Genomic DNA, 22,939 nt, shown 5'->3' with positions numbered 1-22,939 from the left:
AACAATTGATTTGAGATGATCGATCCGGTTAATAAGTCCAAAATACCCGATGAGTGGATTGAAAGATCCAAAATGCCACGCAATGAGCTGGAAGAAGGTATAAAAAATGGGACACTGGTTGTTTTGAGTGATGGTTCTGTACTTAAGAGGGGCTATACAACTGGAACAACGGCAGCAATTGCTGCAAAGACTGCAGTACTTTCACTTGCTGGAGATGTGATGCATGTATCGGTTCCAACTTCAGTGGGAATTCGCGCAGAGATGGATGTTGAGGGTAGCAATGGTCATGGTGTTGCTGTTAAAATGAACAATGACCATGAATCCGATATCACTCGCGGCCTTGAGTTCATGGCTGATGCCAAGGAAGCAGATGGGATCACCGTGTATGCAGGTGAAGGCATTGGTATTGTTACAAGAAGTGGTCTGGAATCCAAAAAAGGACACCCAGCCATAAATCCACGTCCAATGGAGCAGATCGAGGCTTCAATTGCAGAAGCTGTGGAGGAGTTGGGTCTCAGAGGCGCTGAGGTAACTATCTATCTCCCGAAGGGAAAGGAGATCGCAAAACAGACTCTCAATAGTCGAATAGGTGTTATCGACGGTATATCCATCCTTGGTACCACCGGTTTTGTTGAGCCATGGAATGACCACCTTGGGGAAATGAAGGGTGACCTCATACGCGATTCGGATAAGGTAGTGCTCACAACCGGCAGGATAGGTATCAGGTACTCAACGATGCTTTTCCCTGACCATACTGTTGTGCTGGCAGGAAGTCGTATATCCGAGGCAGTTGACGCCGCCCATGGGGATGTTGTCATTTGTGGCCTCCCGGGACTCGTGCTAAAATGGGGAAATCCTGATATGCTCAAGGATAGCGGTTTTGCAACTGTGGTTGAGATGCTTGAACTGGATCCTGACAATGAGCGGCTCAAAGAGGCTTTTGATCTGGCAGTCGAAAAGGGCAAAGGCACACGGATCGTGGTTGTGGCAAGAGATGGCACCGTGCTGATGGATAGTGGGGGCAGGAAATGATCATTGTTGGTGTGGGCGTTGGCCCAAAAATGCTCACCCAGGAAGCCATTGAGGCTATCAGTAATGCTCCTGTGGTATATGGTTCCAAAAGATCCATTGAACTTGCACAGGATTTCATCAAATGTGAATCTCAGCCCATTAAGAGTTTCAAGAACCTGCATCTTCTGCCCAAAGATGCTGTTATTCTTTCCACCGGTGACCCCATGTTCTCAGGACTCGGGAAATTTGCAGCTGAGGGTGACCGTGTCATTACCGGTATTTCATCCATACAGGCAGCATGTGCAAAATTCCATGTGGGACTTTCAAATCTTGCAATGATAACCGCCCACGGGAGGGATCCTGCACCTGCAAAAGAAGAACTTATCAGGGAATTGAAATTAGGTAAGAATATATTCCTGCTTCCTGCCGATGAGTTCGGACCCCGGGAAGTTGCTGTTGTCCTTAAAGAAATGGGCATTGAAGCAAAGATATGTATCTATGAGGACATCGGATATCCGTATGAGCGGGCAGTTGTTGGTTCTGTGGACAATCCACCATTAAATGAGTCCGATATGTACTGTTTGATGGTAACTCGTTAATTCATCAAGCAAACTTTTCTCTCTATTTTGCATATTTTTCACTTATATTGTAATCGATATACTTTCTAGTTTGATACTTGATGATTTTATTCTTATGTTTTGTAGAATGGTATGTCATATATCTTTATATATTGAGAGGTCTTATCTTCAAAGATAACAATAGTTTTCTAAAGTCATAACCGTTATACTTATAAACAATAATACACATCAAAAAAATACTCAAATCAATTATACTTGATTTGCTATTTGTTTGTACTTATAAAAAAAGAAGGTGATATTAATTGCATATATTTGAAGGTTTTCTGCCCTCTCCTTGGTGGCAGCTATGGTTCGTAATATCTATTCCAGTCATATTATTCGGTATGTATCAGCTTAATAAGCTGGTCAGTACAAGACGTGAAGTGGTTCCTCTTCTGGCAGTCGCAGGTGCTTTTATCTTCGTACTTTCATCATTGAAACTCCCATCTGTTACAGGAAGTTCATCTCATCCTACGGGCACAGGTATGGCAGCTATTCTCTTTGGACCTGCTATCACAGCTGTTCTTGGTGTTATAGTCCTGTTGTATCAGTCACTTTTCCTGGCACACGGCGGTCTTACAACCCTTGGCGCAAACACGGCATCAATGGCAATCATCGGTCCACTGGTGGCATACGTATTCTACAAAGCAGCCTCAAAAGCTGGTATGAATTTCTACCTGAATGTATTCCTGGCAACTGCCATTGCTGACTGGGTGACTTATGTTATTACTTCGTTGCAGCTTGCGCTGGCATTCCCTGCTGCGGAAGGTGGGGTTCTCGCATCATTTATGGCATTTGGTGCCGTGTTCGCAACAACCCAGGTTCCTCTTGCTATCCTGGAAGGTGCGCTTACAGCACTTATCATGAAATATGTGGTGCAGATCAAGAGCGATGTGCTTGTGGATCTCAATATTCTGAGCTCTTCAGCAGTTGCTAAACTCAAGGAGGCAATGGAATGAAACTCGAGTACATAGTGGGTATAGTTGTATTGCTTTTCGCTGTCCAGTTCTTCTATGGGATTGCAGCAAATCCTGGCTCTGAGTTTGGTGGGGCTGACGGTCAGGCAGAAGATGTGATCGCTGAGGTAAGTCCTGGATATGAACCCTGGTTTGAAGGAATTGGCTTTGAACCACCTGGTGGCGAAACTGAAAGTCTGCTCTTTGCACTTCAGGCAGCTTTTGGTGCTGTGGTTATAGGCTATACCATTGGCTTCTATAAAGGTAAAGGCGAGAGCAACAATTAATATATTTCTGCAAGGGGCTATCTCCCTTGCCTATTTCTTATTTATTTCCAGCAGTTAAATCAAATACTGTTGTTTTAAACTATGCCTTATGTCATAGATATTTCTGCATCTCTGTGCGTGTTATAATTTGTGCATATATCGTGTTACTGCTATTGTTTTCAACCGAAATAATTATATGTCATTGGCATGATGTTTTAAACAATTGAACACGAATAAATAAAGTAAAGTTCATTTTTTATAATCCAAAAAGTGATTTAACATGGCATATATTCTTGATGATTATGCGATATTGAGCCCTTTAAGGGCCAAGAACAACTGGCTCAAGCTGTCAATTGTTGCCTTTGGTGTACTTGTAGGAGTTTCATCTTCCTCTCCGATCACTCCTTTTCTAATTGCCGTGTGTATGAGTTTTGCAACCATATTCTTTGGCAAGGTGCCTGCAAAATTCTATTTCCGGATACTGGCGGTTCCTGCAGGTTTTGTACTTGTCAGTGTTGTTATCATAGCTTTTTTCTTCGGAGAGGGTTCCAAGCTTTTTTCTTTTGATGTATTTGGTTATACACTTGGCGTTAGTTCTGCGGGTCTTAGCATGGCCTTGCTGGTGCTTTCTAGGACATTGGGTGGTATGTCCTGCCTGTTCTTCCTCTCTCTAACCACTCCTATGATAGAACTCTTCTCGGTTCTCAAGGCAACGAAGTTCCCGGATTCCTTCATTGAGATTGCCATGATGATGTATCGCTACATCTTTGTTTTTCTCGATGTTGCCGCAGGAATTAGATATGCACAGCTGATGCGCCTGGGTTACAAGGACTTCAGGACATCGTTTAGGTCCATGGTCATGCTGGGGACCAACCTTTTCATAAGGTCATGGGAGCAGGGTGAAAAGCTGTATCTGTCCATGAATTCAAGATGCTATGATGGAAAACTGATAGTGCTTGATGAAAAAAGACCGGTGATGCTCCCTGAGATCGTACTGACATCGCTTTACTTTATTTTTATAATCATAGTATTCTATTATACAAGGGACATTCTAGTTATTTGAGGTGAAGAAGTGACGATACTGGAAACAAAAGATCTTAGTTACTCTTATCCTGACGGCACTCTTGCCCTGGAAAATATCAATATAAAAATTGAAAAAGGCAAGAAGATAGCCTTCGTTGGTCGAAATGGTTCAGGAAAATCCACGCTTTTCCTCACACTTAACGGTACGCACAGGCCAAAGTCGGGTCAGGTTCTCTTCCATGGCCAGCCCATTAAATACGATTCCAGGTCCCTTCGTGATCTAAGAAAGAACGTGGGTATAGTTTTCCAGAGCTCTGATGACCAGATATTCGCACCCACCATCTATCAGGACGTTGCTTTTGGTCCTACCAATCTGGATTACGATAAAGAGAAGGTAAAGAAGATAGTGGATGAAACCCTTGAGTATGTCGGGCTTACTGATATCAAGGGCAAACCTCCTCACCATCTTAGCGGTGGGCAGAAAAAGAGGGTTGCCATTGCCGGTATTGTTGCCATGGACCCTGAGGTGATAATTCTTGACGAACCACTTTCCAATCTCGATCCGGTGGGTGCGGATGAGGTAATGGACCTGCTTAATGAGCTGAACTATTTCGGGAAGACCATCATCATCTCCACTCATGATGTGGATCTTGCATACCGCTGGGCAGATTATGTTTTCCTTATGAATGAGCGTAAGGTTGTCAGTGAAGGCAGTCCTGAGGATATATTCACGCAGACGGAGAACCTGAAAGATGCCTATCTGAGAAAACCGGTCACCCTTGAGATGTATGAGGAGATAAAAAGACGAGGACTTGCACGTTCCCAGTGTTGTCCCCGTGACATTCCTGACCTTGTTCACACATTGCGTCCGCAGCATCTGATGTGGGTGGATGTACCACCTGAGGTGAAGGAAGGGGACAGCATCAATCTGGGCATTCTCTATGGTGAGTTTGCACAGGATTCTGCATATGAGGCAGTAAATGGTAATGTCCTCCACCTTCACAATGACGGCCTTGCAATAGTTGAGCTGGACAGGAAAACCTTCAGGGCAGGCTCCATAGGGATCTATGATACCACTGATTATTCCCGTGATGAGATGCTGGGTATAATCGAAAGGGATGGATTCGAATGCCTGGGCGCCATGGGTAAAAAAAGTAAGTTGCTTGCAGAGCAGGACGATATTTATCTGGATGTGACCGCTGGGGTAATTGACCGCTCCATACTCAATGCGCTATCAGGACAGAGGTGCCTTATAATGACTGGCGGTGGAATGGTTGACCATGCGCTTGAGAGAATAAGGAGTTATATCGAAAAAAGTGGCATCAATCTGCCTGTAAGTGTTGTGAATGCAAAGGATGACGGGCAGCCTGGGGCAAAAAAGTAGGGTTAATTGAAGACATTTCACGCTTAGGGTGCGTAAAATGTTTCTTTTAATAGCAGTGCATCGCCTTCATTATCCGGACTTTCACAGATGAGCGGCCCCTTTACATTAAAATCCTTCAAGGCCTGCAAAATGCTGCTATAGTTCAGGTCTGAGTTTTCGAGGTTGAGGTGGTTCTTTTCTCCCTTGGGGCCATATTCTATGCCTGAAACATGCATATGCATATCCTCCAGTGCAGTTCTTCCCAGCTCCTCTTCCACTTTTCCAAGGACTGATGCAAAGTCCTCATAGCTGTTCTGCTCACCGCAACAGCGTGCATACAGGTGTGAAAAATCAATGCATGGGAGTACATTCTCAATCTCGGCACCAAGCTTCAATGTTTCTTCCAGATTTCCGAATTGTGAGGGCTTTCCTGTGGTCTCAGGGCGCAGGATCACATTGATGTTTTCATCTTCCAGGCGCTTAGAAAGGTCTTCCAGCAAAGCTACCACTTTTTTGAAAACACTTTCAGGACTGTCCTTGTGATAATATGCCGGATGGAATACGATGTTCCTTGCTCCGCAGAGGCTTCCGATCTTCGCAGCTTTGTATATCCTTTCGATACTGGCATCTATCTTCTCAGGTTCAGCAGAATTAAGGTTGATGTAGTAAGGTGCATGCACACTCAAAGCCACATTCTCATCCTCGGACTTTTTGAGGACTTCCATTGCAGTGCTTTCGCCCATCTTGACCCCACGGACAAATTCAAGTTCCATGCAGTCAAGCCCAAGCTCCCTTACTTTTTCTATGCCCCCAATACTGCTCCTTTTCGTGGAGCTTTTTGGGGTTCCTGCAGTTCCAAAAAGTAATCTATCGGGTCTTTTAATCATGCAAATCCAAGTGCTGCTTTCATTTCCTTTAATCTTTCAGTGGACAATTTCTCTTCAACAAGTTCCATGATGGAATCAATATCATCTTCGTCGAGTGAACGAATATCTTCCTTTCCTTCAATTGCAAGCTGGACAATATGGTCAAGTTCCTCTGCATCAAGTCTTTCAAGTCTTTCTCTAAAATCTTCGGAGGATTCTACAACCTTATGTGATATTGGTCTTAAAATGAATGGGTATGGGTGTCCTGCATTTGACATAAAGTTTCCATTAAGTTCAGGTGCAAGTTTGTTGAATATTCGAATGTCCATTTCAGTGAATTCTCTGCCCATGCTGATTAGTTGTCAGGAATAGTAAATAAATCATATCCTCTTTGGGTAAAACATCAGGGTCTCAGGTGTCCGTGGATATCAATGACCCCGCCTATTATCCGGGTGGATGATATGGGTTTTTCATCCTCGTCAAGTACGAAACCAACTTCGACAATGTTAATTTCTCTTTTCCCATTCTCTTTCCGGATGCTGTTGATCTTAAGGGCAACGGGATATGTTTCCGGGGAAACCACAATAAAATCATAATCTTCTTCCAGTGTCTTCCCATAAGGTTCATCCAGTTGGATGATATTGAAGGACAGATCTTTTTCTGAAATGGTTTTAAGATAGTTCTGCAGTTTTTCCTTTCTAATGGAGTAATCGGGCACATGACGCTCTCTTTTATTTGCCATTTCATTGGAGGTCAGGCCTATGTCCACAGCTTGGCCGTCGGCAAGTTCGAATGCCTTGTTGAGCAATTTGCGATGTCCGTCATGCAGACACTCAAAGGTGCCGCCTATCACTACCTTTGCCATCGCTTCGTAATGTTCTCTTCATGTGATAAGTCTTTTTACACTCTGAATACTTTCACCCCGCTTACTCCATGTATATATAGCCGCAGCACTATACAAATGGATAACTGTGCACCACAAGGAAACATGTGCACCTAAGGAGTAATCATATGTCTGAAGAAGTTTTACTGGAAGATCTTGACCATGTAGGTCCGGCAACCGCTCAAAAATTAATGGATGCGGGATTTACGACCATCGAAGCGATTGCAGTTTCATCACCTGCAGAACTGGCAACATCTGCTGATATTGGTGAATCAACTGCTGCAAAAATAATTCTGGCTGCACGGCAATCCGCTGATATAGGCGGTTTTGAGACCGGGGATCTTGTGTTTGAGCGCAGGAAACTTGTTGGAAAGCTCTCCACCGGCTGTGTGGAATTTGATGAAATGATGGGTGGCGGGATAGAATCTCAGGCAATTACTGAAATGTATGGTGAATTCGGTTCAGGTAAAACACAGGTTGCACACCAACTGGCAGTGAATGTGCAATTGCCCCGGGAGCAGGGTGGCCTTGGTGGTTCTGTTATCATCATCGATACCGAGAACACATTCAGGCCGGAAAGAATAGAACAGATGGTTGAAGGGCTTTCTGTAAAATACGGGACCGAATATGATCACGAAGAGTTTCTCAAGAATATACACGTTGCACGTGCATATAATTCCAATCATCAAATTCTCCTTGTCGATTCCGCAATGGAACTTGCAAATGAACTAAAGAATACCGATCATCCTGTAAGGCTATTGATCGTTGATTCTCTCACAGCTCACTTCAGAGCTGAATATATAGGTAGGGGAACACTTGCCGACAGGCAGCAGAAATTAAACAAACACCTGCATGGTCTCCAGAGATTTGGTGATCTCTGCAACGCCGTTGTTTTGGTGACAAATCAGGTGATGTCAAAGCCCGATGCCTTCTTCGGAGATCCCACAAAACCTATAGGTGGGCATATTCTGGGTCACACTTCCACATTCAGGCTCTACCTGCGAAAGTCAAAGGGTGATAAAAGAATCGTTAAACTGGTCGACTCACCAAACCTGCCAGATGGCGAGGCAATTATTTCTGTAACTACTGCTGGATTGCAAGATCCATGATATTTGTAGGGCTGCAATGCAGATCCCTTATCCCCTCCTTCGAAAGGCTAACAGAAACATTTTAATCCCTCTCCCTTTATCTGTTGCTTATGAAGTTCAAAGCCCTGGCAATTGACATAGATGGAACTATAACTCATGCTGATAGAAGTCTTAGTCTTGAGGCTGTTGCCAAATTGAGAACACTGGATGTTCCGGTGGTACTGGCCACAGGTAACATTCTTTGCTATGCCAAGGCGGCTTCCAAACTGATTGGGGTATGCTGTAACATAATTGCCGAGAACGGTGGCATTGTCACCACTGGATTTGACAGTGAACCTTTAGTGTCGGATGAGATCGGGGAATGTCAAAAGGCATTTGATTTTCTTTCAGGTAAATTTGAACTAACAAAACTCGACCCTTTACACAGGCGCACGGAAATAGTGCTTAAAAAGGATTTCGATTTTGATGGGGCAAAAAAGATACTTGAAGCTCAGGATTTTGATGTGGAAATAATTGATACTCACTTTGCGATCCATATAAAAAGTTCCAGAATCAATAAAGGCACAGGTCTGATAGAAATATCTAAATTAATGGGACTTAAGGTATCTGATTTTGTGGCAATTGGTGACTCTATAAATGATGTAGAACTCCTCGAAACCGCAGGGTTAGCTGTTGCTGTGGGAAATGCTGATGATTTTGTGAAGGATATAGCCGACTATGTGGCAGAATCCTCATATGGGGATGGCACAGCAGAAGCTATTGACCATTTGCTATCAAAAGGACTACTGTAATATCGATATTAAAAAAGAAAAATGCAAAGTGATATCACTTTGCCATTATGCTTCTACATATGTTTCTGTGGGAAGACCCTTTGCAAGGTTCTTGTCCACAACAATGTAGTCTTTGATTGCTCTTACTGACTCAAATGGTAGCATGATATACTGGCCATCTGCCTGGTATCTGGATGTGTCCAGACTCATGTCAGGTTTAACTATCAGGTTGATCAGATTACCTGTCTTTACATCCATCACTATGTTAAATAGGATGCCGATCTCTGTTCCATCGGTTGCCATTACCTGTTTGCTGGAAAGGTTTTTTGCAAAAACGTTTGCCATATTATTCACCCCTGGATATAAAAGTGTTATTAAAATTTTTGATATATCTACCTGTATCCTATATAAGAACTTGGTTCTTCCTTTTTGATACCGCCCTTGAACTGTGCCTGTATCTTCTCATAGTATTCTACAAGATTCTCTGTTAATGTGGGCCTTACCTTATTCAGTGCTTGGTTAAAATATTTCATATCTATCTTTTCATTCTCAAAATCATCTCTGAGTGCAAGCATAACAGCTTCTCTACAAACTGATTCAATATCTGCACCAACAAAACCTTCAGTGATCCTGGCTAATTCCTCAATACTCACATCGTCCCCAAGTGGGATGTTTCTTGTGTGTATATTGAATATCTTCTTTCTTCCTGCCAGTGTGGATTGTCCCACAAGCACTATCCTGTCAAAGCGCCCTGATCTTAAGAGTGCAGGGTCAATGATGTCAGGTCTGTTGGTGGCTGCAATTACCACTATTTCCTTCAATGGTTCCAGTCCGTCAAGTTCGGTAAGCAGCTGGTTAACTACCCTTTCTGATACCTTACCATCCTCTGAAGTTGCACTTCGCATGGGTGCGATGGAATCGATCTCATCGAAGAACACGATACAAGGGGCTACTTGTCTTGCCTTCTTGAAAGTTTCCCTTATTGCCTTTTCGGATTCGCCTACCCATTTTGAGAGCATCTGAGGTCCTTTGACGCTGATGAAATTGGCGTTTGCTTCATTGGCAACAGCCTGGGCAATTAGTGTTTTTCCGGTTCCCGGAGGTCCGAACAGTAATACTCCCTTTGGCGGCTTGATCCCCATCTGCACAAACTTATCAGGCTTGGTCAGTGGCCATTCCACTGCTTCAACGATTTCCTGTTTTACTTTATCCAGTCCGCCTACATCTGACCATTTCACAGATGGAATTTCAACGAGTACTTCTCTCATGGCGGAAGGTTCAATCTCTCGAAGTGCACTCTCAAAGTCCTCTTTACAGACGGTGATGGTATCAAGGATCTCCTGTGGTATATCCTCGTCCTCAAGGTTGATGTCCGGCAATGCCCGTCTGAGTGACCTCATTGCAGCTTCCTGCACCAGCGACAGCATGTCTGCACCTACAAAGGCCTGTGTATGAGTTGCAAGATAATCCATGAAATCGTCATCTACATCTTCTCCAAGAGGTACTCCTCTTGTGTGGATCTGCAATATCTCGAGTCGGTCTTCCTTGTCTGGCACTCCGATCTCAATTTCCCTGTCAAATCTTCCAGGTCTGCGCAGTGCTGGGTCGATGGCGTCAACCCGGTTAGTAGCACCTATAATTACTACCTGGCCACGTTCTTCCAGACCGTCCATCATGGTGAGAAGCTGGGCAACGACCCTGCGTTCAACCTCGCCGGTGACGTTTTGTCTCTTTGGTGCAATGGAATCTATCTCATCGATGAATATGATAGAAGGAGCATCTTCTTCCGCTTCCTCGAATATCTTACGTATCCTTTCTTCGCTCTCTCCATAGTACTTGCCCATTATCTCGGGGCCTGCGACATAGAGGAAATTTGCTCTTGATTCGTTAGCCACTGCCTTTGCAATAAGGGTCTTTCCTGTGCCTGGTGGCCCGTAAAGGATGATACCTTTCGGAGGTTCGATGTTCAATCTCTGGAAAAGTTCAGGATGTTTCAGCGGGAGCTCTATCATCTCTCTGACACGCTGGATCTCAGTACCGAGTCCGCCTATGTCCTCGTAGGTAACTCCTCTTGTAGCACCATCATATCCCCTTACTGGCTTTTGGCGCAGTTCGACCTCAGTGAATTCTCCTATGATAAGGATGCTATCTTCAGGTTCAGCTTCAACAGCAATGAGTGGTATTGCCTGCCCGCCTCCAACCTGGCTTGTCATTGGTTGTGTCATTGAACTGATGATCGGGATCACATCGCCTTCCACAAGAGGGCGTTTCATTATATTCCTCTTGATGATCTCACTGATGTGGTCACCAAATTCCATAGTCACACCTTCTGGTGGTGCAAGGACAACTTTGGTAGCGGTCACAACATCGGCTTTTCTGATAGTGACCCTTTCGCTGATGCTAACTCCTGCATTCTGTCTGATAAAACCATCAATACGGACAATACCCAGTCCCCAATCCTGCCTTTCTGCTCTCCATACCTTGGCGGCAGTTGTTCTTTTCCCTTCGATCTCAACGATATCTCCGGGTGATAGTTGAAGGCTGAGAAGTGTTGTGGGGTCCAGACGGATAATTCCCCTTCCAAAATCATTTGGATGCGCTTTCTCCACTTTAATCTGTACTTCGTCCATTGGTTTCATCCTTATAATTATTTTAAATATATAATTTGATCGTTATTTGCAATACTTATTTCATTCCAATACTTAAAATAGATATGGTTTTAGGAGGTGGTTAACACTGTTTTTCTTCCTGGAATGTTTAGATATATGCTCTGTATATTAATATATGTAGTATTGGATACTATTCTGCTACATTCCTGTAAATTGAATTAATGGACGTGCATCAACTTGTCTGAGCACTTGTTTCATTCGGATAGGGTACATGGAAATATTTTTAACTTATTAAAATCCCATTAATATGTATGGGGTTTAAAGCATTATTTCTGAATTGTACTTTGAAGAGGTCTCCTGAAGTCTCCAACACAAGGGCACTGATAGACAAGGCAGTCAAACTGTTTGCAGAAATGGATATTGAAAGTGAGGTCATAAGGGTCACGGACTATAATGTGAAGTTTGGTGTCTCGTCGGATGAGGGTGAGGGTGATGAATGGCCTGCGATCCTGAAAAAGATAAAAGAGAGTGACATACTTGTAATTGGCTCTCCTATCTGGTTCGGGGTTCGCTCATCTGTGGCTCAGCTTGTAATGGAAAGACTTGATGGTATGTATGAGGAAAGCGATCATGTGACAGGTCAGTTCCCTCTATACGGGAAGGTAGGTGGCGTTCTGATTACAGGGAACGAGGACGGTGCCCATGATGTTGCAGCAAACACTCTGTTCAACCTGACACACCTTGGATGTACTATCCCACCGAACGTGGACAGTTACTGGGTGGGTCCTGCAGGTCCTGGTCCAAGTTATATCGAAGCAGGGGGAGAAAGACACCTTTACACCAATAAGACAGTTCGCTACATGGTACACAATCTTGCATACTTTGCAAAGCTGTTGAAGGACAATCCAATTCCAACGAATATCATGGAACTGTATGCAGAGGCCGCCGAAGAGAGCGATTAAATAGATACTTCTGGCAGTATGGATGTCAGAAAAAAAGAATTATTTTTTATGAAAAGATGATGGATTATTCCATCATCAAATTCATGAGGCTGTTTCTTGCCTCATTCATTTCTTCAACTGAAAGTTTCAGGTCCATTCCATTTCCAGTGATGCTGAGATCTCTGCCTCCGGTAGTACCTATGACCACATGGGGTATGTCCTTCAACATTTCCTGCACAGCTTCCGGTTCTGAACTTGTAATGATAGCTCTTGAATGAGATTCTGAGAATAGTATATCATCAGCTCGAAGTCCCTCGGCCACAGCAGACAGGTCCACATTCGCACCAATGTTCTCGCACATCTCACAGAGTGCAGCTGCAAGTCCTCCAAGGGACAGGTCATGGGATGCTGTCAGTTTTCCGCTCTGCACAAGATCGATAAGTGTGTCGATGACGGCTGTTGCATTGTCCGGTACCGTTGGAACTTTTCCGTTTAGCTCTATTCCCTTAAGGGCGTAGTATTCAGAACCACCAAGTTCGTCCTTTGTGACGCCAACAAGGATTATCGTATCGCCTTCATTTGTGAATATTCCGGATGGTGTTGCGCTGACATTCTCGGTGTGTCCTACAAGACCAATGGATGGTGTGGGCAGGATCGCGGTATTGAATTCTCCGCTTTCGTTGTAAAGTGAGACGTTTCCACCTACAACAGGTATTGAAAGGTCTCTTGCTCCATCTCCGAGTCCGAGAATGGCATGTTTGAACTGCCAGTAGATGTCCGGTCTTTCAGGGTTACCGAAGTTAAGGCAGTCCACGATGGCAATTCCACGTGCACCTTTCACTGCAAGGTTCATTGCATTTTCCACAACGATTCCCTTTCCACCGATATATGGGTCGAGCAGTGTGTGTCTTGGGTTGCATCCGCAGGACAGCGCAATACCCTCGTTTCCATCTATACGCAAAACTCCTGCGTCATCTCCTGGTTTGAGTACCGTTCTGACCTGCACTTCATGATCGTACTGTCTGTATATCCACTTCTTTGAAGCTACGTTATGGGATGATATCAGGTCAATAACAGCCTGTTTTAGATCATGTGGAAGTTCTGGTTTCTCACCCTCATCACGTGGTTCCGGTGCCTCTGAAGGACGCTCAAAGGTAGGTGCACCCTCTGTCAGGAGCTTGACCGGGATATCTGCAACTTTCTCTCCCTCAAACTCAATGGCATAATCCATGTTCTCGGTAAGTTCACCTATCAAACTGGCGTTGAGGTCATATTTCTTTGCAATATCCAGAACAGCATCAACATTTTCAGGCTCGACTTCCAGAAGCATACGTTCCTGGGATTCTGCTATGAGTATCTCATAGGGAGTCATATTTGCTTCACGCTGAATCACATTATCAGCAATAATGTACATACCAAGGTCACCTTTGGCTGCCATTTCAGAACTTGCACCTGCAAGCCCGGCTGCTCCAAGATCTCTGCATGACTTCACATATCCTTTGCCTATGGCTTCAAGGGTAGCTTCAATTGTGAGTTTCTCGGTGAATGGGTCGCCTATCTGGATACTTGGCCTGTCTTCTGCCTCTGAATCCTCTGAAAGGTCTCTGGATGCAAATGATGCTCCTCCAAGACCATCTCTTCCGGTTGTGGATCCCATAAGGACAAGCTTGTTGCCTGCCTTCTGTGCGCATGCTGTGACTATGTTCTCCTCGCGTGCAAGGCCCACACATACGACATTTACCAGTGGGTTTCCGCTGTATGATTCATCAAAGAAAGCCTCACCACGAACCACAGGCACACCGATACAGTTACCGTATCCTGCAATTCCTTCAATTATGTGTTCAAAAAGGTAGAGATTCTTAGGACTGTTAAGAGGTCCGAAATATAGTGGGTCCATCAATGCAATTGGACGTGCACCCATGGAAATGATGTCTCGTACGATTCCACCGACACCGGTTGCTGAACCGTTGTAAGGGTCTACGTATGATGGGTGGTTGTGGCTTTCCATTCCTATTGCAAGAGCCCATCCATTTCCGAATTTGATAATTGCTGCATCATCCCCGGGGCCTATTATCACCCGGTCTCCAGTAGTTGTAAATGTTTTGAGCAATGGTGCACTTGAACGGTATGAACAATGCTCGCTCCAAAGGTTGAGGAAACATCCCTGTTCAACGAGATTTGGTTCCCTTCCCATCTTTTCAGTTACTATCTTTAAGTCATCTTCAGGTAACATTTATGTGCCTCGGGTATTTAAAGTCTTGATTTCTAAGGCTGTAAAGCACCCGGGGAGTAATAAACGTTTCTTTGGGACTATTTGTCAGTTATTAAAAGCGGGTTGTCAGCATTTATTTTCAAAAGAAATGGAATCGCCGTTTTTAATTCCTCTTTTCTTAACAGTACCTGGGTTTGTTTCTATGATGTACTTTACCTTTGAGTCGGATGAGCATGTTCCTATCCATGGTCTTAGAACTGAAGTCTTGACAACGTTCTTTTTCTCATCCAGAAAGATAACATCAATCGGAAAATTTACAAAAAGCATGTGCAATGACACTTTACTTTTTTTCTTAAGAACAAATATCATTGCGTAATCATCAGGGATACTTTTTCGAAACATCAATCCCTGTGCCTGCTTGAATATGCTACACGCAAATTCGATATCTGTTGCAATTGATTTACCATTAGACTTTAATATCATCGAGATTTACTCTAATCATCTATTTTATTATAAACATATGGAGTGTTTAAAATAGATAATAATGTCGGAGGATATATCACAAGATGAGTTCAGAAATGTGTTCAGTCTGCGGATTGCCAGGAGAACTTTGCATTTGCGAAGAAGTGGCAAAGGAACAGCAAAGAATAATTGTCAAAGTAAACAGAAGAAGATATGGTAAGGAAGTTACAGTCGTTGAGGGGCTTGATGCTCATGAGATCGACCTTCATGAACTATCCACTTATCTTAAGTCTAAGTTCGCATGCGGTGGGACTGTAAAAGGCAATTCTGTGGAATTACAGGGCAACCATATTGGACGCATGAAGCAAGTTCTTATTGAGAAAGGTTTCTCTCCTGATCAGATCAAAGATTAATTCTTTTTGTTGTGTGGGCATAGTTCTCACATGACCTTTGCAGGGTTCATCTCTGCTTTACATTTTTCAGCAAATACCTTGGATAGAGGGTATTTATTTATTGTAAGTAGAATCTAATTAATGTAGGTACTATGGAACACGTTTACATGGATCACAGTGCAACTACGCCGGTAGACCCCCAGGTAGTTGATGCCATGCTCCCTTATTTTTCTGAAAAGTTTGGCAATTCGTCCAGTTTGCACTCATTTGGGCAGGAGGCAGCAGAAGCTCTTTCAATGGCTCGCCAGAAGGTGGCTGATTCAATTGGTGCACAGGCAGATGAAATAATATTCACCTCCGGCGGCACAGAATCTGACAATCTTGGCATAAGGGGTATTCTGCATGAATGCACAGGGCAAAAAGCTCATATTATTACATCCGTTATCGAACATCCAGCGGTTCTCAATACCTGTATCTATCTTGAGAGCATCGGTCATGAGGTGACCTATGTGCCTGTTGATGATGAGGGAATAATCGACCTTGCTGAACTTGAAGGTTCCATAAAAGAGAATACCTCTCTGATATCTGTGATGCACGCCAACAACGAGATTGGTACCATTCAGCCGATCAGGGGGATATCGAAGCTGGCAAAGGACAAGGGTATATATTTCCATACTGATGCGGTGCAGTCAATTGGTAAAATACCGGTGGATGTAAATGATCTCGGAGTGGATCTGTTGTCAGTGTCCTCTCATAAGATACATGGTCCAAAAGGTGCAGGTGCTCTTTACGTAAGAGAAGGCACTGAACTGAACGCCCTGATGTTCGGAGGCGGACAAGAGCGTAATTTGCGCCCCGGGACTGAGAACATTCCCGGCATAATAGGTCTTGGAGAGGCAATGTACCTTGCAGCACAGCGCCTTGATACAGATTCAAAATACATGGCCGGACTTCGTGATTCTCTAATCGAAAAAGTCTTTGCTTCCATTGATGATGTGCGCCTGAATGGTCATGCAGTAAAGCGTCTTCCAAACAACGTGAACCTGAGTTTCAGGTCAGTGGAAGGCGAGTCCATGCTTATGATGCTTGATCTTAAGGGCATTGCAGTTTCCACAGGTTCTGCCTGTTCATCCAGGTCTCTGAAAGCATCGCGGGTTCTAACATCCATAGGATTGAGCCCGGATTACATACACGGTTCCCTGAGAATCAGTCTTGGCAGAGAGAACACCATGGAAGAAATTGATTATATGGCAGCATGCTTGCAGGAAACAATTTCCAGACTAAGGGAAATGTCAGCTTTGTGAAGATTTGAATATATATTTTGTTCAGGAGAATTAAGATGTATTCGAAAAAGGTCATAGAACAATTCACCGGTCCGGTTAACGTTGGTACGATAGAAGACGCTGATGGCGTAGGTGAAGTAGGTAGTACCGTTGATGGGGACATAATCACCATTTATATAAAAGTGGAAGATAATGTACTCACAGACGTGAAATTCAAGACATTTGGTTGTGTTGTGGCTATATCCACATCTACAATGGTGACACAGCTTGCAAAAGGAAAGACTGTGGAAGAAGCACTAAACATCACAAACGATGATGTTCTGGATGCACTGGATGGCTTGCCTGAAGGCAAACGACGATGTTCCGGCTTTGCTCTTGATGCTCTTAACAAAGCAATTGAGAATTACACGGAAAACAAAAAAGCTTAAAAATGGAAAATGAGGAAGATATTGTGAAAACTACTTGTGAGATTATGGTTCAGAAGGTCTTGCCTGCCATAAGGGCTGAAATTGCCCGTATTATCATATCCGAACACGGACGCACCCAGCAGGAAGCAGCAGAGGTTCTGGATCTATCAAGAGCTGCCGTATCACAATACTTAAGTGCAAAACGTGGTGCTGATGTTGATTTTTCAGGAGAGACCCGGGATGAGATCAGGAAATTTACTGCAGAACTTCTCGCTGGCTTAAGTTCCAGGGATCAGGTACAGGGTATGTGTGGTGTCTGCAAGTACGTTCAGAAGTCAGGATGGCTGGATAAGAATGAACCAGATGCAGGTTTCTGTGTAATTTGCGGAGAAAATGAGGATTGAAAGAGAATCTTTGCATTAAGTGTAAGGGGAAAGGACTTTGCGGCCGCCCCTATTGTCCTATCCTGGAAAAATTCAAATCCATTGAATCAACTGTTACAAAGAGCTCAGGTAGCACTTCTATTTTTGGTGCATCGCCACCATCTGTTTTTGTAGGCCGCAGTAATTATCCTGAGGTAATGGCAGGTCCGATGATCCCTTCTGGGTTAACGGGTGACGAGTCCATGCAGCTGGAAGATCCCCGGGAACTGCTGAAAATGGGTATACAGGAGATTATTTCTTCACGTTCACAACTAGTAAGGGCGAGTACCAGTGTCAATGTCAGGAATGCCATAAACCCGGATAATCCTCTCATAGAGAAATCCCAGGAACTGGCATTGTCCAAAAAGCCGGTTGATACTGAGGCATGGTTCAACAAACCCATACAGAATAAATTGAAATTTGATAATGTACTCACTCCCATGGGTCCAACAGGTGAGCTTAAGGATTTTGATATAGTTGATAATCCGAAGGTTCCCAAAAAAGTGGATGCACTGGTCTATGATACGGATGCCCTTGCAAAGGATGCCATCTCCGAATTATGGGGCAGCAATATCCCAAACGAGCATATAACCCGACTTTTTTCAATTGGTTTGCTGGGGCAGGAGCGTCGTCTTGTTCCTACCCGCTGGTCTATTACTGCTGTGGATGACCTGGCTGGCAAGAACCTGCTTGGCAGCATAAGGGATCATCAGCAATTGAACGAGGTACTTGTTTTCAGCGGAGGGGCTTTTGGCAATCATTTTGAGATATTGTTCATCCCTCGTGCTTTCTCCTTTGAGCTCATAGAGGTCTGGATGCCCCAGACTGTCTGGTCTGGTGCTGACACCTGGATAGAGTCGGATAGTGAGGGTGTTACGGGAAAGAAAGGTTACTCTAATCTTGCAGGCGGGTACTATGCAGCTCGTCTGTCTGCGCTGGAATACCTGAATAGGATAAAAAGGCAGGCAACCGTATTCATGGTGCGCGAGATCAGGCCGGAATACTGGGCTCCTCTTGGTGTATGGGTGGTACGTGAGGGCGTTCGGGAAGCTATGAAGACTCAACCCATGGTATTCGAGTCAGTGGAAAAAGCTCTTGAGAACATGTCTACACGCATAATGACGCCGAATGCTAAGTGGATGAAAAAGGCAGAAATGCTGTCTGATGTAAGGTCTCAGCGAACTCTGGATTCGTATTTGTGAACCTCTGCGATATCTATATAGATTATTGGGTACTATATAGAATATACAAACTACGTTTATATCTATAGGGGCATTTAGCGGTATAAACCTCAATTAGGAGAGCATAAACAATGGATTTCTTTGATCCGACAGTAATATTATTGATCCTCGCAGGATTATACATGGCATGGAACATAGGGGCAAATGACCTTGCAAATGCCATGGGAACGTCTGTAGGTAGTGGCGCACTATCTATAAAACAGGTTATCATTATAGCCGGGACCTTTGAATTCATAGGGGCTGTATTCTTTGGAAAAAAAGTTACATCCACAATTGCCAAAGGTATCGTACCCATAGATTCTATAAATCTTATTGATCCTCATCTTGTGGTGCTTGGAATGCTGGCAGCTGTCCTTGCTGCAGGTTTCTGGATCACATTAGCAACATTTTACAATCTGCCTGTATCCACAACTCACTCCATAGTAGGTGCAGTACTTGGGTTTGGCCTGATTGCCGCATTCAAAGGAATTATCGCTTTTGGTGAGATCAACTGGCCTGTTCTTGCAAAGATCGTTGGTAGCTGGCTTGTATCTCCGGTTCTGGGCGCTGTGATCGCTTTTATTATATTCTCACTGATCCGGCATTTCATATTGCAGAAAGCCGATGACCCTTATAATATAGAGAAAAAGTTTGTCTTCTTACAGATCCTGACCGCATGTTACATTGCTTTTGCACATGGCTCCAATGATGTTGCCAATGCAGTAGGTCCTATTTATGCAGGAATGAATTCATTGGGTCTTGCCGGAGTTTCAATTCCTGTATGGGTAATGCTAGTAGGTGGTATTGGAATGGTAATTGGTCTTGCAACGTGGGGATATCGTGTCATTGAGACCATCGGAACAAAGATAACCGAGCTTACACCTACCAGGGGCTTTTCTGCAGAGTTCGCAACAGCTTCTGTGGTTGTACTGCATAGTTACAGCTCTCTCCCAATATCAACAACACATACTTTAGTAGGCTCAGTAATCGGCGTAGGTCTTGCTGGTGGTCTCGCAGCAGTTGACTTAAGTGTTATCGGGAAAATAGTTGTTTCCTGGGTAGTTACCGTTCCAGTTGCAGCATTGACATCTGCACTTATATTTGTAGCACTTCTTGGGGTTGGATTATGATAAAGAAAGAGTATATTCGTTCGGTTCTGGACATATTTGCTGCTTCCCCGTTCAAACCATTGGGGATGCATGCCAACAAAGGTGGCGAAGCTGTAAAGGCACTAAACGAGGCTGTTATAGCTTATTGTGAAGGGAACTCACAGAGGGTGAGTGAACTTAACCATGATATTGATGTAATAGAGCATGAGGCTGATGTCCTCAAACAGACCATCCGCTCTGAGCTCTCCTCTTCAATAATGCTTCCAGTTCATGCAGACGACCTGCTTAGTTTCCTCAAGCCACAGGATTCGATATCCGATGTTGCACAGGAAGTGTCCTACTGGCTCACTCTAAGGGAATTCAATGCTTCTGATGAAGTTCGTCAGGGATTTTTGGGTCTGATGGCAAAATCACTGGAAACCGTTGAGCTTTATGAGGAACTTGTTGCCACTATCAGTGAACTTCTTGAAACATCTTTTAGTAAAAGGGATGTAGAGGATACCCTTGCACTTGTTGTAAAAGTGGAAGAGATGGAACACCAGGTAGATGTAGTGGAAAAAGAACTGATGGGAAAGGTATTCCAGCAGGAAGATAGCATCGGTGGAGCAGGTGTTTACCATCTGGCACGTCTGGTTGACGGTATTGGTGACATCGCAGACAAAACCGAGCACGCTGCTGACAGGCTAAGGACTATGGTACTGAGACGATAGTCCCTTTCCTTTTTTATTTTTTATTTTTACCTGTGCAGGTTTCCATCTTCGTTCATCTTTTTTAACAATTCGATAACCGAATATGCTGCACGAGTTATTCCCATACTGCGTTTATCAGTATCCGTGCCCGCAACGTAAAGGTTGCTGATGGGTGTCCTGACATCGGCAAAATAACCATCTATGGTAACAGCTGCTTTTTCCGGTATGGTGATCTGTATATGTTTCATTTCAACATTGTCTTCAATTCCCGGAATTGCATTGTAGATTGTCTCGTAGGCATCCTTGATCTCAGCGCCTTCATTGCCTTCTTCTTTGATGATGAAACTAAAACCTACAAGCTGCTTTCCCTTTGGTGCAATGGATGCATCATAGTTACTGATGGGCATTGCCCAGTAAGGTTTATCCTTAAACCAGATCTCTGAGCCTGTATAGTTGAACTCTTCCATGATCTTGTTGAGGCCAAGCCATACTGTAAGACTTTTTGAATGGACTACCTTCTTTAGCTCTCTTGTATAGGAGTGTGGAATGCTCTCCACCATTTTTGGCAGCTCGGTAACAAATCCTGTGTAGACTATATTGTCTGCGTAATATATCTCATCAGCTTCGACACCAAGAACTTTACCCTTTGAAGTTAGTATCTTTTTAACTTCGCATTCTGTTCTAATCTCTACACTTTTTGGCAACGATGAAAGTAATGCGTTTAGCAACGCTTTAAGACCTTTTCGAGGATAACCCTGAGAATACGTGACCTTATTGGTGGCCAGTCTCCCGAGGGATGTGAACGGATTGGATATCTTATCCATCCGTGCCTGAAGGGACGTATGAAGATTTGATGTAAATATAGATTTAAAAACCGGATCATTTTGTGGCTTTTCGCTATTATTCATGATACTTTCCATCTGCTCCTGCGGAACACTGTCCCTGACAAAACTGCTGCCTGCAAGTATTCTCTGAGCTGATGTCTGCTTCATATCCCTTCCCGAAAGGAAGTATGATATGGTGTCCATAAAATCACATGTATCTTGGGAAAGATTGTCCGGCATAAAATCATATACCGACTGTTTGGACAGATCAATTCCGAAGGTGGAAAGTGTCAATGCCTTGGTGATAGCCTGCGTTACGATTATCCTGTCCTTTCTGGGCAGCACATCGAAGGTGACAAACTCCTTTACATTAGAAGGAACCTTCATGAAATTATCATGTGTTCTCACATAATAATGTCCATAGTTCTCGAAGACTGGCATGTAATCAAAATAACTATCCATCAGCCTTCTCAGCGGTCCCGCCTGAAGATGGGTAATGGCATGTGCGCCGGTATCAACCTGGAAATCGTCCACCATATAGCTGTTACAATTTCCTCCAACGTTCTTGCTCTTCTCCAGAACAAGTACCTTGTTTCCATGCTTTGAAAGAGTAAGTGCACTAAGCAGACCGCTTATGCCTGCACCTACTATTATTACATCGTACTTATCCATCGTATCCCCTCAAATACCCAGGATAACTTATTCAAAAATTTCTGGTACGATCCGTCTTGCAACTTCTTCGTATGTTTTTGAAAGATCTCCCTTATCAAAGCGGAATATATCTTTGTCCATTGACTTTCCGGTGCTCTTATCCCAGAACCTGCAGGTATCGCATGAGATCTCATCAGCTACAACGATCTCTCCGTCCTTTCTTCCGAACTCAAGCTTGAAATCAGGAAGCAGGAATCCCTTTTCACCGAGATATTTTACGAGTATTTCGTTGATCTTCAGTGCCATTGCGCGAATTTGTGCTATCTCTTCATAGGTTGCAACACCCATGGCAACAGCGATATCTTCATTGAGCATAGGATCACCGAATTCATCGCTCTTATAGTCAAGCACTATTACGGGATTCTCAAAGACAGTTCCTTCCTCTATGGGATACTTACGGGTAATGGAACCTGCTGCAATATTACGTGGGATAACTTCAATGAGTATGATCTCCACGGCATCTACCAGCATTTCGGTATCAGACGCCATATCAATGTAGTGGGTCTTGATGCCTTCTTCTTCGAGCATCTCAAATATCTTTTTGGATATCTGGGCGTTGTAGTAACCTTTTTTAGCAGCTTCACTCTTCTTCTTGCCGTCAAATGCAGTGAGGCTGTCCCTGAACTCTGAAATGAGTTTCTTTGGGTCTTCGGTTTTGTAAATAGTCTTTGCTTTTCCGGAGTACAGTTCTTCCTTTTTCATCAACATCATCCTGTAATTGAGAATTAGATTCCTCTTATGTTGTATGGAATATGTTGTATAATTATTTATGTCTTAATTTATGTATTACAATTACATACTAAATGTTATTATTA

25 protein-coding genes are annotated in these 22,939 nt (G+C 43.7%); 16 read left to right on the top strand and 9 right to left on the bottom strand.

All coding sequences use genetic code 11. The annotated features are described in order from the left end of the window. Positions 1 to 15 precede the first annotated feature (15 nt). The 6 genes from V7O66_RS09755 (at position 16) to V7O66_RS09730 (ending at position 5,257) form a co-directional block, all read left to right on the top strand. Entirely contained in the window at positions 16 to 1,032 is a 1,017-nt protein-coding gene (locus V7O66_RS09755; protein ID WP_406660124.1) for a cobalt-precorrin-5B (C(1))-methyltransferase, read from the top strand. Continuing rightward, on the top strand, positions 1,029 to 1,610 hold the full coding sequence (locus V7O66_RS09750; protein ID WP_406660123.1) for a cobalt-precorrin-7 (C(5))-methyltransferase: 582 nt from the start codon (positions 1,029 to 1,031) through the stop codon (positions 1,608 to 1,610). The genes V7O66_RS09755 and V7O66_RS09750 overlap by 4 nt, the downstream gene beginning before the upstream one ends. Before the next feature lie 281 nt (positions 1,611 to 1,891). Continuing rightward, positions 1,892 to 2,587, top strand: a complete 696-nt coding sequence (locus tag V7O66_RS09745; protein WP_406660122.1) for an energy-coupling factor ABC transporter permease — start codon at positions 1,892 to 1,894, stop codon at positions 2,585 to 2,587. Beyond that, positions 2,584 to 2,871: an energy-coupling factor ABC transporter substrate-binding protein gene (locus tag V7O66_RS09740; protein ID WP_406660120.1), complete on the top strand. Its 288-nt coding sequence runs from the start codon at positions 2,584 to 2,586 to the stop codon at positions 2,869 to 2,871. The genes V7O66_RS09745 and V7O66_RS09740 overlap by 4 nt, the downstream gene beginning before the upstream one ends. Before the next feature lie 259 nt (positions 2,872 to 3,130). Further along, complete coding sequence (gene cbiQ / locus V7O66_RS09735) at positions 3,131 to 3,913, top strand: cobalt ECF transporter T component CbiQ (protein ID WP_406660118.1); 783 nt, start codon at positions 3,131 to 3,133, stop codon at positions 3,911 to 3,913. A 9-nt stretch (positions 3,914 to 3,922) separates the two neighbouring features. Then, the gene (locus V7O66_RS09730) at positions 3,923 to 5,257 is read left to right on the top strand and encodes an energy-coupling factor ABC transporter ATP-binding protein (protein WP_406660117.1); all 1,335 of its coding nucleotides are present in this window, start codon (positions 3,923 to 3,925) and stop codon (positions 5,255 to 5,257) included. Between the two features lie 23 nt (positions 5,258 to 5,280). Here V7O66_RS09730 and V7O66_RS09725 read toward each other — a convergent pair whose 3' ends face one another. Genes V7O66_RS09725 through V7O66_RS09715 form a run of 3 tightly spaced genes read right to left on the bottom strand, consistent with a single transcriptional unit; the run spans position 5,281 to position 6,967 of the window. Beyond that, entirely contained in the window at positions 5,281 to 6,123 is an 843-nt protein-coding gene (locus V7O66_RS09725) for a TIM barrel protein (protein ID WP_406660116.1), read from the bottom strand. Then, complete coding sequence (locus tag V7O66_RS09720; protein WP_406660115.1) at positions 6,120 to 6,452, bottom strand: hypothetical protein; 333 nt, start codon at positions 6,450 to 6,452, stop codon at positions 6,120 to 6,122. Before V7O66_RS09720 ends, V7O66_RS09725 begins: the two co-directional genes overlap by 4 nt. 53 nt (positions 6,453 to 6,505) lie before the next feature. Continuing rightward, a complete protein-coding gene (locus tag V7O66_RS09715; RefSeq protein WP_406660114.1) occupies positions 6,506 to 6,967 on the bottom strand; it encodes a phosphopantetheine adenylyltransferase in 462 nt (153 codons plus the stop codon). A gap of 146 nt (positions 6,968 to 7,113) precedes the next feature. Between V7O66_RS09715 and radA the strand changes: the two genes are divergently transcribed. Then, entirely contained in the window at positions 7,114 to 8,094 is a 981-nt protein-coding gene (gene radA, locus V7O66_RS09710; RefSeq protein WP_406660113.1) for a DNA repair and recombination protein RadA, read from the top strand. An 89-nt stretch (positions 8,095 to 8,183) separates the two neighbouring features. Continuing rightward, complete coding sequence (locus V7O66_RS09705) at positions 8,184 to 8,864, top strand: phosphoglycolate phosphatase (protein ID WP_406660112.1); 681 nt, start codon at positions 8,184 to 8,186, stop codon at positions 8,862 to 8,864. A 45-nt stretch (positions 8,865 to 8,909) separates the two neighbouring features. Here the strand turns inward: V7O66_RS09705 and V7O66_RS09700 are convergent, their stop codons facing one another. Continuing rightward, a complete protein-coding gene (locus V7O66_RS09700; protein WP_406660111.1) occupies positions 8,910 to 9,188 on the bottom strand; it encodes a PRC-barrel domain-containing protein in 279 nt (92 codons plus the stop codon). A 47-nt stretch (positions 9,189 to 9,235) separates the two neighbouring features. Then, entirely contained in the window at positions 9,236 to 11,473 is a 2,238-nt protein-coding gene (locus V7O66_RS09695; RefSeq protein ID WP_406660110.1) for a CDC48 family AAA ATPase, read from the bottom strand. 290 nt (positions 11,474 to 11,763) lie between these two features. Between V7O66_RS09695 and V7O66_RS09690 the strand changes: the two genes are divergently transcribed. After that, a complete protein-coding gene (locus tag V7O66_RS09690; RefSeq protein WP_406660109.1) occupies positions 11,764 to 12,414 on the top strand; it encodes a flavodoxin family protein in 651 nt (216 codons plus the stop codon). A gap of 64 nt (positions 12,415 to 12,478) precedes the next feature. Here V7O66_RS09690 and purL read toward each other — a convergent pair whose 3' ends face one another. Further along, entirely contained in the window at positions 12,479 to 14,626 is a 2,148-nt protein-coding gene (gene purL, locus V7O66_RS09685) for a phosphoribosylformylglycinamidine synthase subunit PurL (protein ID WP_406660108.1), read from the bottom strand. A gap of 105 nt (positions 14,627 to 14,731) precedes the next feature. Continuing rightward, the gene (locus tag V7O66_RS09680) at positions 14,732 to 15,088 is read right to left on the bottom strand and encodes a DUF192 domain-containing protein (protein ID WP_406660107.1); all 357 of its coding nucleotides are present in this window, start codon (positions 15,086 to 15,088) and stop codon (positions 14,732 to 14,734) included. An 83-nt stretch (positions 15,089 to 15,171) separates the two neighbouring features. Between V7O66_RS09680 and yciH the strand changes: the two genes are divergently transcribed. From yciH to V7O66_RS09645, 7 genes are all read left to right on the top strand, one after another. After that, positions 15,172 to 15,480 (top strand): stress response translation initiation inhibitor YciH, encoded by a 309-nt coding sequence (yciH, locus tag V7O66_RS09675; RefSeq protein ID WP_406660106.1) that lies wholly within the window; start codon positions 15,172 to 15,174, stop codon positions 15,478 to 15,480. 146 nt (positions 15,481 to 15,626) lie between these two features. Continuing rightward, complete coding sequence (nifS, locus tag V7O66_RS09670) at positions 15,627 to 16,763, top strand: cysteine desulfurase NifS (protein ID WP_406660105.1); 1,137 nt, start codon at positions 15,627 to 15,629, stop codon at positions 16,761 to 16,763. Between the two features lie 35 nt (positions 16,764 to 16,798). Continuing rightward, entirely contained in the window at positions 16,799 to 17,170 is a 372-nt protein-coding gene (locus V7O66_RS09665) for an iron-sulfur cluster assembly scaffold protein (RefSeq protein ID WP_406660104.1), read from the top strand. Positions 17,171 to 17,172: 2 nt separating this feature from the next. Next, a complete protein-coding gene (locus tag V7O66_RS09660; protein WP_406660103.1) occupies positions 17,173 to 17,553 on the top strand; it encodes a transcriptional regulator in 381 nt (126 codons plus the stop codon). Next, a complete protein-coding gene (locus V7O66_RS09655; protein WP_406660102.1) occupies positions 17,550 to 18,773 on the top strand; it encodes an Nre family DNA repair protein in 1,224 nt (407 codons plus the stop codon). Before V7O66_RS09660 ends, V7O66_RS09655 begins: the two co-directional genes overlap by 4 nt. Positions 18,774 to 18,883: 110 nt before the next feature. Then, on the top strand, positions 18,884 to 19,921 hold the full coding sequence (locus V7O66_RS09650) for an inorganic phosphate transporter (protein WP_406660101.1): 1,038 nt from the start codon (positions 18,884 to 18,886) through the stop codon (positions 19,919 to 19,921). After that, positions 19,918 to 20,610 carry a TIGR00153 family protein gene (locus V7O66_RS09645; RefSeq protein ID WP_406660100.1) on the top strand — a complete coding sequence of 231 codons (693 nt, stop codon included), beginning with the start codon at positions 19,918 to 19,920 and terminating at the stop codon, positions 20,608 to 20,610. The genes V7O66_RS09650 and V7O66_RS09645 overlap by 4 nt, the downstream gene beginning before the upstream one ends. 26 nt (positions 20,611 to 20,636) lie before the next feature. Here V7O66_RS09645 and V7O66_RS09640 read toward each other — a convergent pair whose 3' ends face one another. Together V7O66_RS09640 and purC are read right to left on the bottom strand one after the other, a co-directional pair. Next, entirely contained in the window at positions 20,637 to 22,085 is a 1,449-nt protein-coding gene (locus V7O66_RS09640; RefSeq protein ID WP_406660099.1) for a phytoene desaturase family protein, read from the bottom strand. Between the two features lie 27 nt (positions 22,086 to 22,112). Then, positions 22,113 to 22,826 carry a phosphoribosylaminoimidazolesuccinocarboxamide synthase gene (purC, locus tag V7O66_RS09635; RefSeq protein WP_406660098.1) on the bottom strand — a complete coding sequence of 238 codons (714 nt, stop codon included), beginning with the start codon at positions 22,824 to 22,826 and terminating at the stop codon, positions 22,113 to 22,115. Positions 22,827 to 22,939: the final 113 nt, after the last annotated feature.

It is taken from the genome of Methanolobus sp. ZRKC3 (genome assembly GCF_045291275.1).
In the GTDB taxonomy this organism is placed as follows: Archaea; Halobacteriota; Methanosarcinia; order Methanosarcinales; family Methanosarcinaceae; genus Methanolobus.
This window is presented reverse-complemented; position numbering and strand designations above follow the sequence as displayed.